This is a genomic window from Sorangium sp. So ce448, assembly GCF_051520915.1.
Classification (GTDB): Bacteria; Myxococcota_A; Polyangia; order Polyangiales; family Polyangiaceae; genus Sorangium; species Sorangium cellulosum_B.
In genome coordinates this window covers 12,934,388-12,947,570 of record NZ_CP150343.1, presented here as the reverse complement: position 1 = coordinate 12,947,570, position 13,183 = coordinate 12,934,388, and the positions used below count along the sequence as shown (strand labels likewise).

General features: G+C 73.8%; 8 protein-coding genes. 4 read left to right on the top strand and 4 right to left on the bottom strand.

Annotated elements, in window-relative coordinates:
* Positions 1 to 68: 68 nt before the first annotated feature.
* The gene (locus WMF45_RS48620; RefSeq protein ID WP_437713957.1) at positions 69 to 4,157 is read left to right on the top strand and encodes an nSTAND1 domain-containing NTPase; all 4,089 of its coding nucleotides are present in this window, start codon (positions 69 to 71) and stop codon (positions 4,155 to 4,157) included.
* A 203-nt stretch (positions 4,158 to 4,360) separates the two neighbouring features.
* The gene (locus tag WMF45_RS48615; RefSeq protein ID WP_437713955.1) at positions 4,361 to 5,584 is read left to right on the top strand and encodes an ADYC domain-containing protein; all 1,224 of its coding nucleotides are present in this window, start codon (positions 4,361 to 4,363) and stop codon (positions 5,582 to 5,584) included.
* 73 nt (positions 5,585 to 5,657) lie between these two features.
* On the opposite strand, the gene WMF45_RS48610 is transcribed toward WMF45_RS48615, so the two are convergent.
* From WMF45_RS48610 to WMF45_RS48600, 3 genes are all read right to left on the bottom strand, one after another.
* On the bottom strand, positions 5,658 to 7,886 hold the full coding sequence (locus WMF45_RS48610) for a biotin carboxylase N-terminal domain-containing protein (RefSeq protein WP_437713953.1): 2,229 nt from the start codon (positions 7,884 to 7,886) through the stop codon (positions 5,658 to 5,660).
* A 114-nt stretch (positions 7,887 to 8,000) separates the two neighbouring features.
* Positions 8,001 to 9,311 carry a FecR domain-containing protein gene (locus tag WMF45_RS48605; RefSeq protein ID WP_437713951.1) on the bottom strand — a complete coding sequence of 437 codons (1,311 nt, stop codon included), beginning with the start codon at positions 9,309 to 9,311 and terminating at the stop codon, positions 8,001 to 8,003.
* Entirely contained in the window at positions 9,308 to 10,048 is a 741-nt protein-coding gene (locus tag WMF45_RS48600) for an RNA polymerase sigma factor (RefSeq protein WP_437713949.1), read from the bottom strand. Before WMF45_RS48600 ends, WMF45_RS48605 begins: the two co-directional genes overlap by 4 nt.
* Positions 10,049 to 10,378: 330 nt before the next feature.
* On the opposite strand from WMF45_RS48600, the gene WMF45_RS48595 reads away from it, so the two are divergent.
* Together WMF45_RS48595 and WMF45_RS48590 are read left to right on the top strand one after the other, a co-directional pair.
* Complete coding sequence (locus WMF45_RS48595; protein ID WP_437713947.1) at positions 10,379 to 10,591, top strand: hypothetical protein; 213 nt, start codon at positions 10,379 to 10,381, stop codon at positions 10,589 to 10,591.
* Between the two features lie 295 nt (positions 10,592 to 10,886).
* The gene (locus WMF45_RS48590; RefSeq protein WP_437713945.1) at positions 10,887 to 11,984 is read left to right on the top strand and encodes a hypothetical protein; all 1,098 of its coding nucleotides are present in this window, start codon (positions 10,887 to 10,889) and stop codon (positions 11,982 to 11,984) included.
* 66 nt (positions 11,985 to 12,050) lie between these two features.
* Here WMF45_RS48590 and WMF45_RS48585 read toward each other — a convergent pair whose 3' ends face one another.
* Positions 12,051 to 13,118: a ferritin-like domain-containing protein gene (locus WMF45_RS48585; RefSeq protein WP_437713943.1), complete on the bottom strand. Its 1,068-nt coding sequence runs from the start codon at positions 13,116 to 13,118 to the stop codon at positions 12,051 to 12,053.
* Positions 13,119 to 13,183 lie beyond the last annotated feature (65 nt).

The window sequence follows — 13,183 nt, the reverse complement described above, 5'->3', positions numbered from 1 at the left end:
CACCGCCCCAGCGTCGCGGCGGTGCTCAGGTCCGGAGTCCCCCCGCCTCGCGGCGCGACGGCGCAGCCGTGAGCGCGAGAGGGCCAGCCGAGCGCGAAGCGTGGGATCCCCCCGAGGAGTTCGAGGAGTACCGGATCGTGCGCCCCCTCGGGCGTGGCGCGATGGGGCGGGTCTACCTCGCCGAGGACCGGCTGCTGGCGCGGCGCGTCGCCATCAAGTTCATCGCGGCCGAGTCCCCCTCGGAGGCGGCCCGGGAGCGCTTCTTCGCCGAGGCGCGGGCGATCGCCCGGCTCTCGCACCCGAACGTCGTGGCTGTGCACCGCGTGGGCGAGGTGATGCGACGGCCGTTCCTCGTCTCCGAGTACGTGCGCGGCCAGAGCCTCGACCGGCTCGACAAGCCCGTCCGCTGGCAGGAGGCGCTCGCCATCGGCGTCGCGCTCTCGCGGGGCCTCGCGGCCGCGCACCGGAGCGGGGTGCTCCACCGCGACATCAAGCCGGCGAACGCGATCATCTCCGACGACGGCGAGGTGAAGCTGCTCGATTTCGGCCTCGCGAAGCTCCTGCCCGAGGCGAGCGGAGCGGCGGCGCTGCTCGAGGCGCGCGCCGCAGGCTGCAACGGCGGGCTCGCGGACGGCGCCAGCGCGAAGCGCGGCGGGGAGACGCGCCCGGCGCCCAGCGATCTCTTCGGTACGACGAGGTCGCACGAGGCGGGACGCGCGCACGCGGACACAGCGGACGCCACCGTGTCCGTGCCGGGCGACGCCCCCCGCGTGGACGACGGCGACGCGACCAGGACCGATGTGCCCGAGACAGCGCGCTCTCGGGATGCGGAGGCGGCGGTCCCCAGCGCGCCGGGCGGCGGGCCGGCGCCGATCACGACGCCCCCGCGCAGCGACGGGCCGGGCGGGGCGCGCGCCGGGGTCGCTCGCTGCGACGGCGAGGATGTCGTCGGCACGCCGCTGTACATGGCGCCCGAGGTGTGGCGCGACGAGCCCCCGAGCCCGCGCGCGGACGTCTACGCCCTCGGCGTGCTGCTCTACGAGCTCTGCGCCGGCAGGGCGCCCCACCACGGCGCCGCGCTGGCCGACCTGCCTCGCCGGGTGCAGGAGGTCGCGCCGCGGCCGATCGCGGAGCTCGCGCCGGATCTCGATCCGCGCTTCGCCGCCGTCATCGATCGCTGCCTCGAGCGCGATCCCGCGCGGCGCTTCGGCGCCGGCGACGATCTCCGGGAGGCGCTCGAGCAGCTCGTCGCCCGCCGCGCCGAGGCAGCCGCGCCGGAGGGCAACCCCTACCGCGGGCTGCTCGCCTTCGAGGCGGAGCACCGCGGGCTCTTCTTCGGCCGCGACGCGGAGGTCCGGTCGATCGTCGACCGGCTGCGGGCGCAGCCGTTCGTCCTGGTCACGGGCGACTCCGGCGCGGGCAAGTCATCGCTCTGCCGCGCCGGCGTGCTCCCCGCCGTCGCGGAGGGCGCGCTCGGCGAGGGCGGCGCGTGGGCGATCGCCTCGGCGCGGCTCGGCCCGCGCCCTGTCGAGGCGCTCGCGTCGGCGCTCGGCCCGCTCGCGGGCGAAGGCGAGCGCGAGCTCACCGAGCGGCTCCGCGCGGAGCCGGCGGCCCTGGGCCGGGAGCTCCGCCGGCGCGGGACCCCGGTGCTGCTCTTCCTCGACCAGCTCGAGGAGCTCTGCACGCTCGCGAGCGCCGCCGAGGCGGCCCTCGCGGCCGAGATCCTCGCCGGGCTGCTCCGCTGGGGCGGCGGCGTGCGCGTGCTCGCGACGGCGCGCAGCGATTTCCTCGGTCGCCTCGGCGCGCTGCCGGGCCTCGGCGACGAGCTGTCGCCGGCGCTCTACCTCCTGCGCCCGCTCTCCCCCGAGCGGCTGCGGGACGCGATCGTCGGCCCTGCTGCGGCGAAGGGGTTCCGCTTCGCCGCAGGCGCGGTGGAGGCGCTGGTCGCAGAGGCCGCGCGCGCGGACGGCGGCCTCGCGCTCCTCCAGTTCACCCTCGCCGAGCTCTGGGACGCCCGCGACGAGGCGCGCCGCGAGATCCCCGCGGCGGCGCTCGCGGCGCTCGGCGGCGTCGCGGGCGCGCTCGCGCGCCACGCCGACGGCGTCCTCCGCGGGCTCTCCCCCGAGCAGCGCACGGCCGCGCGGAGGATCCTGCTCGCGCTCGTGAGCCCGGAGGGCACGCGCGCGCACCGGACCGACGCCGAATTGCTCGGGCCCGAGCTCGCCACGGCGGCGCGCGGGCCCGGATCGAGGACGGCCGCGCGGGCGGCGCTCGACGCGCTCGTGCGAGGGCGGCTGCTCGTCGCCCGCGAGGCGGAGGCGGGGGCGCAGAGCGCCTACGAGATCGCGCACGAGGCGCTGATCCGGGGCTGGGACACCCTGCACGGCTGGCTCAGCGGCGATGCCGAGCGCCGCGCCGTGGTCCACCGGATCGAGCGCGCGGCCGCCGAGTGGGAGCGGCTCGGCCGCCCCGCCGACGCGCTCTGGGTAGACCGGCAGCTCCGCGAGCTGCGCGGCGTCGCGGACGAGGCGCTCGCGCCGCGGGAGCGGGCCTTCCTGTCGGCCTCTCGCCGCGCTGCGCGCCGGCGCACGGCGGCGCGCTGGGCCGCGGCGCTCGGCGTTCCTCTGCTCGTCGGCGCCGCCGTGATCACCGCGCGCCTGAGCGCCGCGCGGGCGCTCGACCGGCGGGTCGACGCGCACGTGGGCCAGGCGTCGCGCGCGCTGGCCGAGGCGCGGGCCGGGTCGGAGCGATCGAGCGCCCTCGGACAGGACGCGCTCGCCCGGTTCGCCGGAGAGGACACCGCCGGGGGCGAGTCGGCATGGCAGGACGCGCGCGCCGCCGCCGCGGAGGCCGATCGCGCCTACGCGCGCGCGTCGCAGGAGCTCGAGGTCGCGCTCCGCCTCGGCGACGCGGACCGGGCCGACGCGCGCGCGCTCCTCGGCGACGCCCTGTACGAGCGCGCCGCGCTCTCGGAGCGCGAGCGGCGCTTCGAGCAGCGCGACGAGCTCATCAGCCGGCTCGCCGCCTACGACGACGGGGGCGAGCGCCGGCGCCGCTGGGGCGCGCCGGCGCGGCTCGCCGTGGTCACCGCGCCGGCCGGCGCCGAGGTGACGCTCCGGCGGTTCGAGGTGGCGGGCGGCCGCCGCGTCCTGTCGGAGCCGCGCGCGCTCGGCACGACGCCCGTCGAGGATCTCGAGATCGAGCGCGGATCGTTCGTGCTCTCCTTCACGGCGCAGGGGCGCGCGCCGGTCACGCTGCCCCTCGTGCTCGAGCGGGCCCAGGTCGAGCGCATCGACGCCGCGCTTCCGGACGAGGGCGCCGTCCCCGAGGGATTCGTCTACGTGCCTCCCGGGCGCTTCCTCTTCGGGATGGAGGAGGGAGAGCTTCGGCGCATGCTCAACTGCCAGCCGCTCCACGCGGCCGAGACGGGCGCCTACCTCATCGCGCGGCGCGAGGTCACGCTGGCCGACTGGATGGCGTACCTGCGCGCGCTGCCGCCGGAGGAGCGCGCGCGGCGCACGCCCGCGGCGCAGAAGGACTGGCACGCGCTGGAGCTGCGCCAGGCGGAGGGCGGCGGCTTCGAGCTCTCGATGCGGCCCACGGCGCAGGAGTACCGCGCGCGGGAGGGCGAGCTGCTCCGCTACCCCGGGCGAGCGCGGCACGCCGTCCAGGACTGGCGCCTCTTCCCCGTCGCCGCGGTCTCGTTCGAGGACGCGCTGGCCTATGTGGCCTGGCTGGCCGGCACCGGCCGCGTGCCCGGCGCGCGGCTGTGCACGGAGCTCGAATGGGAGCGCGCCGCCCGCGGCGCCGACGACCGGGTCTATCCCGGCGGAGACCTGCTGGAGCCCGACGACGCCAACCACGACGTGACCTACGGCCGCGAGCCGCTCGGCTTCGGGCCCGACGAGGTAGGCGCGCACCCGGCCTCCGACAGCCCCTTTGGCGTCCAGGATCTCGCGGGCAACGTGTGGGAGTGGACGGTATCGGCCGGGCGCGACGGCGCGCCTGTGCTCCGCGGCGGCAGCTGGTATCAGGACGCGGCGTCGAGCGCGAGCAGCAACCGCGAGGTGGCCGAGCCGACGCTCCGCAACCCGCTCATCGGCCTGCGGCTCTGCGCGACGCCTCGGGCTCCGGCGGACTCCGGTCCCGGGCGCTGAGCCACCCTTGCTTGCTCGGCAGTTCTTGCGTGCTGGAGCGTGTGCCCGGAGAGCAAGCTTTGCTCGACCTGCCGCGAGCGGCGCCGCCGACCAGGCGGCTGGGGCGGCACGCCGATTGCCAGATACGGTGTGCGGCGCGGGCCCGCGCGTGGGGCGAGGCGCGAGCGCCGCATGAGCAGACGAGACGAGAGGCAGGCTTCAAGATGGCGCTTTTCACGGGATCCAGGGTGGAGACGCGGCGGGCCGGCGTGTGCGGCGCAGCGGGCGGCGCGTCGAGCCTTCGGCGGGCGGAGCGCGCCGCGGTCGTCGCGCTTCGGGCCGCGGCCATCCTGCTCGGCGCTGCGTGCGTTGGCGAGGAGCCGGCCGATGCGCTCCCCCTCGTCGAGGAGGCCGGACCGCTGGCGGGCGAGGCGCAGGTCGTCGAGATCGACGTGGAGCTGGACGAGACGAGCGCGCTGCTGCCGTTGAAAGAGTGCGTGGGGGCTACGGAGTTCGACGAGATTATCGACCCCAACGTGCTCGGGCAGCGCTGGGGACAGCAGGGGAGGACGCTCCACGGCATCATGGACTGCGGCGATGGCATCCCCGGCGGCCGCGATTGCGAGGCGGTGGAGGTGCCCAGGAGCTTTTCCCTGAGCAGCGCGGCCGACGCCGACGGAGCGCACATCCCCGACGTCAAGGTCCGTGAGGGCAAACTCGTCAGCAGCGACCTCGATGTGGCGTGGACCGAAGCCACCTTCCAGGCGAGCCTCCGCTGCGCCCGCGGGGGGACTCTCCGCGTGGCCGCCGTCATCGAGGAGGAGGTGATCCCGGACGCGGACGACAGCAGGGACGCCAATCGGCCTCATTATTACCGCGTGATGCTCGAAGATCCGCAGAGCGGCGCCCGGTTTCCAGCGTGTCGCAACCCGGCGGACCGGACCCATGGCCATCTGGCGATCCCGCTCCCTGGCGTCTGGAACGAGCGCGGAAACCTCGCGGAAGACAGCGACGCATTCACGTTCGCCTGCGTGACGTCCACCGTGGCCAAGTGCTACGACTGGGGCTACGCGCGAGCGGGCCTCGGTGGGATGAAGCTCTACGAGGCGTGCACCCGGATGGCGCGCGCCGATTACTGCGGCACCGGGGTCTCGTGGACGCAAGATGGCATGACCGTCGGGTTCTGGGAAAACGTGACGCGCTCGACCTCCAACATGGATCTGCCGGAGGCTCCTGGCTTCTCGTTCGAAGCGGCATGGTCCTCGGCAGGGGCGCTGTGCATGCATCACCCACGCTGGAGGGAGCCGACGTGTCAAAAGGCGCTCCCTTTCTGCGACTCGGCGGAGCAGGCCATCGCCCAGGTCGGCCACGCTGCCCTGCTGTTCAACGTCTCCGAAGCCGCGGAGCCCTCGATCGGCTTGCCCCTCCCCGTGCCCGTCGTCCGGTAGACAGCGCGCTCGCCGCCCGGGCGGCCGCCCCCGACCGCGCCTCCTCTCACCGGACCGCGGCGGTCTCCCCGGCTCACGCCTCCTGGCGGAACGCGGCCACGAGCCAGTTGACGTGACGTCCGGTGTCGTCGTCGCTCGAATGGCGCTTGAACAGCGGCATCCGCAGGATGCGCACGTGATCCTGGAGGTTCGTCTTGAAGGGCGAGCCCTGGATGGGCGTCCCGTCGGGCCGCACCTGCCGCCCCTCGATCTTCATCTTCTTCAGCACCTCGAGGGACGCGAGCCGCAGGAGCTCATAGGCCCTGTCCGGGTCCTTGCAGCTCACGGAGACGATGAGCTTGCCGAACGTCGGGTCCTTGTTCACGAGGACGTCCCCCGCCTCGAAGCCGCAGTCGAAGCGGACCTTCAGGTCGGTGAGGCCCTTCTCCTCGAGCGCCTCGCGGATCGGGTCGGTGTCGGGGAGCGCGATGCGATCGAAGATACCCGCGTTGGGCAGGAACAGCCCTTTGCCGCCGTCCCGCGAGTCCCTGAGATCGGGATTCCAGCTCTCCGCGTTGATGCGGAACTCGCGGCTACAGTGGGTCTGCACCACGTGGTCCTGCTCGAAATCGATGGGTTGCCCGTCCGCGATGCGCATCTGCCACGCGACGAGGTTCACGGGGACGCGGCTGCGCTTCCGCTTGATGGCGTACGTCTCCTCGCTGACGGGGTGCTCCACCTGGATCCGCGTGTTCATCTCGAGGAAGTAGAACTTCCCTTCCTTGAACATCAGCTCGACGGTGCCCGCGCCCACGTAGCCCACGCGGTCCGCGATCTGCACGGCGAGCCCGCAGATGCGCTCTTCCAGGCCCGGGTACCGCCGGAGCAGGGCCGGCGGCGCCTCTTCCTGGATCTTCTGGCTCGCGCGCTGCTCGCTGCAGTCGCGCATGCCGAAGTGCCGCGCGTTGCCGTAGCGATCCCGCAGCACCTGCACCTCCAGGTGGATCGTCTCCGGGATGTTCTGCTCGAACATCACGCCCGGCTGCCAGTTGTACGCCTTGATCTCGCCGAGGACCTTCTGGATGGCCTGAGGCACCTGCTCCACGGTCGGGATGACGGCCTGCCCGCGGCCGCCGCCGCCGTTGGCGGCCTTCAGCCGCCCCGGGAACGTGAAGCGCCCAGCCGCGTGGGCCTCGAGGACGATCCGCTGGATCTCACCCGGATCGTCGCTGTCGATGACGATGCCCGGCGTCACCGCGGTCGGGTCGAAATCCTGGGCCATCAGGCGGAATTTGCGCTTGTCGCCGGCGCTCTCCACCACGTCCTGCATCGGGCCGACGAAGACGATGTTCTTCTGGCGGAAGTGCCGGATGGCCGCGGCGTTCTCCGCCAGCGGGCCGTACCCGGGGTAGAGCCCCGCGCGCGACAGCTCGTCCTGCCAGCCGTCGCCGAAGCGCCGCTCGAACTCGGCCCTCACCTTGTCCGCGATCTGGGTGAAGTTCGCGTAGCTCTCGCGGAAGCTCCCCTCGAGCCCCACCCCGAACCCGCCGCCCTCCCGCGCGATCCGCAGCTGCAGCGCGTTCGCGTCGTCCTGCAGGCTGTAGAGGACAACGGGGATCTTGCCGAGCGCGATCGCCTCCCGCGTCGCCCGCACGCCCATCTCGCCCTTGTCCGCGACGAGGATGTACTTGAGCTGGCCCGCGCTCACCGTCGTGGCGGGGTAGCTGTCCAGGCGATGCACGGCGGCGTACAGGAGATCCAGCACCTGCGCGTCCTCCCGCAGGAGGTCGCCGGCCCGGGAGCGCAGGAGCTCCGCCGCCTGGTCGCGGAGCGAGGGCTCGTCCTGCTCCAGGATCAGGAACTTGAGGAGCCGCTCGTCGTCGAATTCACGCCGCTTCAGCGCCCGGAGCAGCCCGCCCTCCAGGTAGCGAGCGAACCCGTCGCGGTCCGCGGCCGTGATCGCCGCGCGCGTGTCCCGGATCCGCGCGAGCAGGCCCTCCGCCGCCGCGAGGAGTTCCTGCACCCGCTCCTCGTCGAGCAGCGCCCTGCGCAGCGCCGCTTCCAGGGGGCGCTGCCAGCCGAAGTGCGTCCTCCACACCTCGCCGTTCGCGATGAGGTACCGCAGCCCGAGGAGGCGGTGCGCGTCCTGGCCGCCGGCCAGCGTGCCCAGATCGAGCAGCACGAAGCCAGGGACGCCCATCGCCGTGGTGAACGCCTCCATCGAGGACACATAGCCGCCTCGGGGCAACACCAGCTTCCACGACGGGAGCGATTGAACGTCGTTGCGGGCGGGTAGAGAGCTGGTGCGGACGGCGGTGGTCATCCTGAGCGGTTCTCCGGCGCGGCGAGCGACCAAGCAAGCGCAGAACCGCCAGGGGTGTCAAGCATGTCCGCCGCGCTCGGCCGAGCGCGATCGACGTGGACGGGCGCCCCCGCTCTACGGCGTCGGGCTCGCGTCCGGGGCCGGCGGAGGCTGGGGCGGCGGGGCCGCGTGCTCCTCTTGCTCGGCCGCCTCCTCACCGGACTCGCCGGAGACGATCCGCTGGACGTCCTCGCACCGGCCGTCCGGGTACTTGGCCACATACTCCTTGGCCATCTGAGAGGCCTCTTCCTTGTGGCCGGCGACCACCTCCGCGCGGATGCGCTTGCAGAACGAGTCCTCCGCGAGGTTGCCCTCGGGCGACAGCGAGCGCGCCTGCTCGTAGTACTTCGCCGCCAGCGCCTGCTCGCCCATGCTCGCGTGCATGTCGCCGAGCTTGTAGGCCGCGATCGGCGCGTTCGCGTCGCTCGGGAAGCCCTCGACCACGCGCGCGAACGCGCGCATCGCCGCGGCGCGATCGCCGCCCTTCCCGCGCAGGAGGTCGCTGAGGTCCATCAGCTCCCTCGCCGTCTTCGCGGAGGCGATGGCGCCGTCGATGCCGCCGCCCTGCTGCTGCAGGCTCTGCAGCGCCTCGGCGACGTTGCCCGCGTTGTACCGCGCGCGCCAGTCCGGCGCGGCGGAGGCGGCCGGCGCGGCGGCCAGCGGCGGCTCGACCGGCGCCACCTCCGCGCTCGAGCGCGGGAGCGACGAGGCGCGGGCGCGCCGGGGCTCCGGCGGCGCCACGACCGCGATCCGCTGCCGGATCGGCACGCCCTCCTCGGCGTCGCCGCGCCCGAGCTCCCGCGAGCCGGCCGGCGACGTGAGCTTGACCGAGCCATCCGCGACGTTGACGTCGATCGCGTCCACGTTGTGCTTCACGCGCAGCACGCTGCCCGCCGCCGCCGCGAGGCGGGCCTCGCCGGCGACGATCGCGAGCGCCGCCGTGCGCGTCCCGCTCACGGTGTCGAGCCACGCCTCGCCCTGCACGAGCCGCAGCGTCAGCGCGCCGCCGTCCGCCTGCTCGACCTCGACGGTCGTGCCCGCCGTCAGCGAGATCCTCCCGCCGCCCGGCAGCTGGAAGGTGCGCCCCTGCGAGCCCGCGGCGAACACGTCGACGAGCGACGGCGCGTCGTCGGCCGGCGCCACGGCGGTGGGCGCGGGCGCCGCGCGCTCGTCGCTCCAGATCGACTTCCCGAGCCACAGGCCGCCGCCGAACGCCGCGAACGTCGCCGCCGCGAGCATCGCGGCCATGCCCGCGCGCCGCGGCGACGAGCGCTCGCGCGCCCCGAGGTCGTGCTCGATGCGGTCCCAGACGCGCGCGATCCGCTCCTCGGTCGCGTGGTCGCGCAGATCTGCCGGGGCGATCCGGGGTAGCCCTCGCCGGCTCATGATGAGACCTCGCTGCTGGTTGAATCTACAAAATGACCGTCGAGGAAGTGTTGCGCCCGCGAAATCCGCCGCTTGACGGTCGCGAGCGAGCAGTCCGTCATCTGCGCGACCGTCTCGAGATCGTGCCCCTCCACCGAGCGGAGGATCCACGCGATCCGGTCGTCGGCCGGCAACGTCTGGAGCAGGGCGTAGATCTGCGCGATCTGCGCCCGCGCGTGGGGCGACGCGGCCGGGCTCGCCAGGGCGTCGAGATCGACCGGCTCGCTCGACTTGCCCATCCCGAGCACGCCGAGCAGCCGCGCGCGCCGCATCCGCGAGCGGACCTTGTGGACGATGATCGACCCGAGCCACGCGCGGAACGCGGCGGGATCCACGAGATCGTCGAGGCGCTCGAAGGCGCGGAGGAACGCGTCGTGGACGATGTCCTCCACGTCGCGCGCAGAGCCCTCGATGCGCGTCGCGAGGTGGATGGCGAAGGCGACGTGCCGCCGGTAGAGCTGCTCGAGCGCGCCCGTGTCCCGGCGGGCGCCGAGCACCACGAGCTGCGCGTCCGGCAGCTCCGCGAGGCCCGTCCCGCGCTCGGCCGGCCCGGTCGCGGCGGACGACCGCCGGTCCTGGGCGCGCCGGCCATCGCCGCGGCCGCGCTCCTCCGGAGTGAACGCGGGCCCGGCGTCGCCCATGTCCTCCTGGGCCTCCGCGGCCGGGGCAGCCGGGGTGGCCGGTTCGACAAGGCGCAAGCGCCCTCGCTGAGGTCTCAGAGCCATGCGTTCGTACCAGGGGACATGACTGGAAATGTACAGCAAACGGTGATCGCGGTGCCCTCGCGGGAGGCGGAGCAGCGGCCCGGGCGGAGCGCCGGGCCCTGAGCTCCTGTCCAGAGCGGCATCAGGAGCGCCCCGAGGTTCCCACACTTTTCTAGACGCCTGGTCGGGCCCGGGCGGCTCATCGAAAAAACTGTGAGCCGTTCTGGCCCCCCGCGGCGTCTGGGTGGTGGCCGCCGGATTTGCGTGCGGTTCACACGCCTGTTGATTGAGGGTGGTCTACCCGCCCCATTTTCGGAGGATTCCATGAAGAAGCTCGTTCTTGCGCTCGTCGCCGTGTCGTCCCTCGTCGTCGCCTGCGGCGGCAGCGCCCCGGCCCCGACCGACCCGGGCGCGGCTCCGGCGGCTGACCCGGCGGCGGCGCCGGCGGCTGACCCGGCGGCGGCCCCCGCGGCCGACCCGGCGGCGGCCCCCGCGGCCGACCCGGCGGCGGCCCCCGCGGCCGACGCCCCCAAGTGAGCTCTCTGCGCGGCGCGTCGCTTCCTGGGTGAAGCGCGCACTGCGGAGCGCTTTGGGCGACGCCTCTCCGGAGGCGCCGCCCTCTTTTATTTTGTGCCGCTCGGTCGCGCATGCGCCCCCGCCCCGCGGCTCCAGCGCCGGCGCGCCTGTGCTTTGGCGCCATCCGCGGGCCGTCTCCATGTATGTTCCGTCCGCGCGCGTTCCCGTGGACGGCTCATCGCGGCGCCGCTGCAGCCCGCGAGCCGGTCCCGCTCCTTCTGACAACCCGACCTCTCGTGTCCCCGGGGCTGATCGTATGGGTACCACAAGCCGGCTGAGCTTCCTGCTGCGGTCCGGGCGGCATCGCCCTGGCTTCCTCTCCTCGCGCGCCTTCGCCTGGTCCGCGCTCCTCGCCCTCGCGGGGGCCTCGCTCGGGGCGGGCTGCGGCCGCACCGAGACGTGGGAGTACGACAGCTCGTCCGGCGCCGAGCCCCCGGCCCCGGCGTGCGGCGACGGCGCCTGCAACGGCGCGGAGGACTGCCGCTCCTGCGCCCCCGACTGCGGCCCGTGCCAGGGCCAGGGGTGCGGCGACGGCGCCTGCTCGGGGACAGAGACGTGCTCGAGCTGCGCGAGCGACTGCGGCCCGTGCCAGGGCCCGGCGTGCGGCGACGGCGCCTGCAACGGCGCGGAGGACTGCGGCAGCTGCGCCGAGGACTGCGGCCTCTGTCCGCGCTGCGGCGACGCCGCCTGCGATCGGGCGAGCGAGTCGTGCTCGACGTGCCCGGGCGACTGCGGCGTGTGCCCGAACTGCGGCGACGGCGTGTGCAGCGGCGCCGAGACGTGCGCGACGTGCGCGGGCGACTGCGGCGTCTGCCAGGGCTGCGGCGACGGCGTCTGCTCGCCGCGGGAGGACTGCCGCTCGTGCGCCCCCGACTGCGGCGTCTGCGAGGCCTGCGGCAACGGCGTGTGCAACGGCGGGATCGAGAGCTGCTTCTCTTGCCCGGACGACTGCGGCGCCTGCGCCACGTGCGGCGACGGCATCTGCTCGGGGACGGAGACGTGCGCGTCCTGCCGGCGCGACTGCGGCGTGTGCTCGGTGTGCTCGAACGGCGTCTGCGAGAGCTTCGAGACCTGCGGCCTCTGTCCCCAGGACTGCGGCGCGTGCGACCCCGTGGACTGCCAGGAGGTGGTCACCTGCGCCGCCCGGTGCATCGACAGGGACCGGACGCCGCCGGAATTCAGCGTCGCGTGCGTCTCCAGCTGCATGTCGCGGGGCTGCCCCAACGCCCAGTTTTTCGCCGATCAGGTCCTCTCGTGCGCCTTCAGGTCGCTCGCCGCCTGCAACGGCGACTTCGCCTGCATCCAGAAGCGGTGCGGCGTCGAGCTCTCGACCTGCGCCCGGTCCACCTGCTGATCTCGCCCCGGGGCCGGCGCGGGCGTCCGCGTCGTTCGCCCTCGGCCGCCCTCGGCCGCCCTCGCCTCACGCGTCGTCGAGCAGCTCCTTGGCCGTCAGCTCGCTCGCCGCCCGCCCGTGCTCGTACTCGAGCAGGCCGAGCGAGGCGTAGCGCGGCCGCATCCGCGCGGACAGAAGGCCGATCCGCTTCAGGTTCGGCACGATCCGCCGGAACATCGTCCGGCGGAAGAACCCCATCAGGTCGCTCTTGAGCATGAGCTCGTCCCACGCGCAGCGCGTCATGCGGTGAGCGTAGAACTCGTCATAGAACTCGTGCGCCAGGAAGCGGTTGCGCAGGAGCACCGACAGGTCGAACGCCCAGTCCTCACGCTCCCTCCGCGCCCGCTCGTCGATGCCCTCCCGGTAGAACCTGCTCAGCGCGAGCACCCCGTAGTGGACGTGGCGCGCCTCGTCGGTGATCACCGACCGGAGGACGTCCTTGAGGAGCGGCTCGCCCGTCACCTGTCGAATCGAGCCGAACGCGCCGAGCGCCAGGCCCTCGATCATGATCTGCATGCCGAGGAACTTCATGTCCCACCGGCTGTCGCTCATGATCGCGTCGATGACGACATAGAGGTTGTCGTTGATCTCGTAGAGCTTCTCCAGCTTCTGCGTCAGGTAGGCGTGGAACACCTCGACGTGGCGCCCCTCGTCGGCGACCTGCGTGCTCCCGTAGAGCTTCGCGTCGAGCGACGGCACGCACTCCGTGATCTGCGACGCCGCGAACAAGGCGCCCTGCTCGCCGTGCAGGAACTGGCTCAGCATCCAGGAGAGCAGCCCGTGGCGCTGCGTCGCGCGCTCCCGCTCGGAGAGCCTGCCCCAGGCGGGCAGCTTGGACGGCGGCATCCAGCTGTCGGGCAAGAGCGGCATTGCCGGGTCGAGCCAGTCGACGCTCCGCGACCAGTCGAGGTCTGTCGCAGCGTTCCACTGGGACGTCTTGGCGAGGTGGTAGAGCCTCCCCATGTCGGGGTCGTCCCGCCCGTAACTCCAGTTAAAGCTGGCCTCGTATCCAACCGAGATATCGGTCGAGACCACGCCCTTGCCCCGCCGCTGGACGAAGCCGCGGAAGGCGGGCCCGAGGAGCGAGGCGAGCACACGGACGTTACCGCTGCTCGATGCGTCGCGAAGGAGAGGGGCGGAATGAAGGAGGGTCTGGAGTG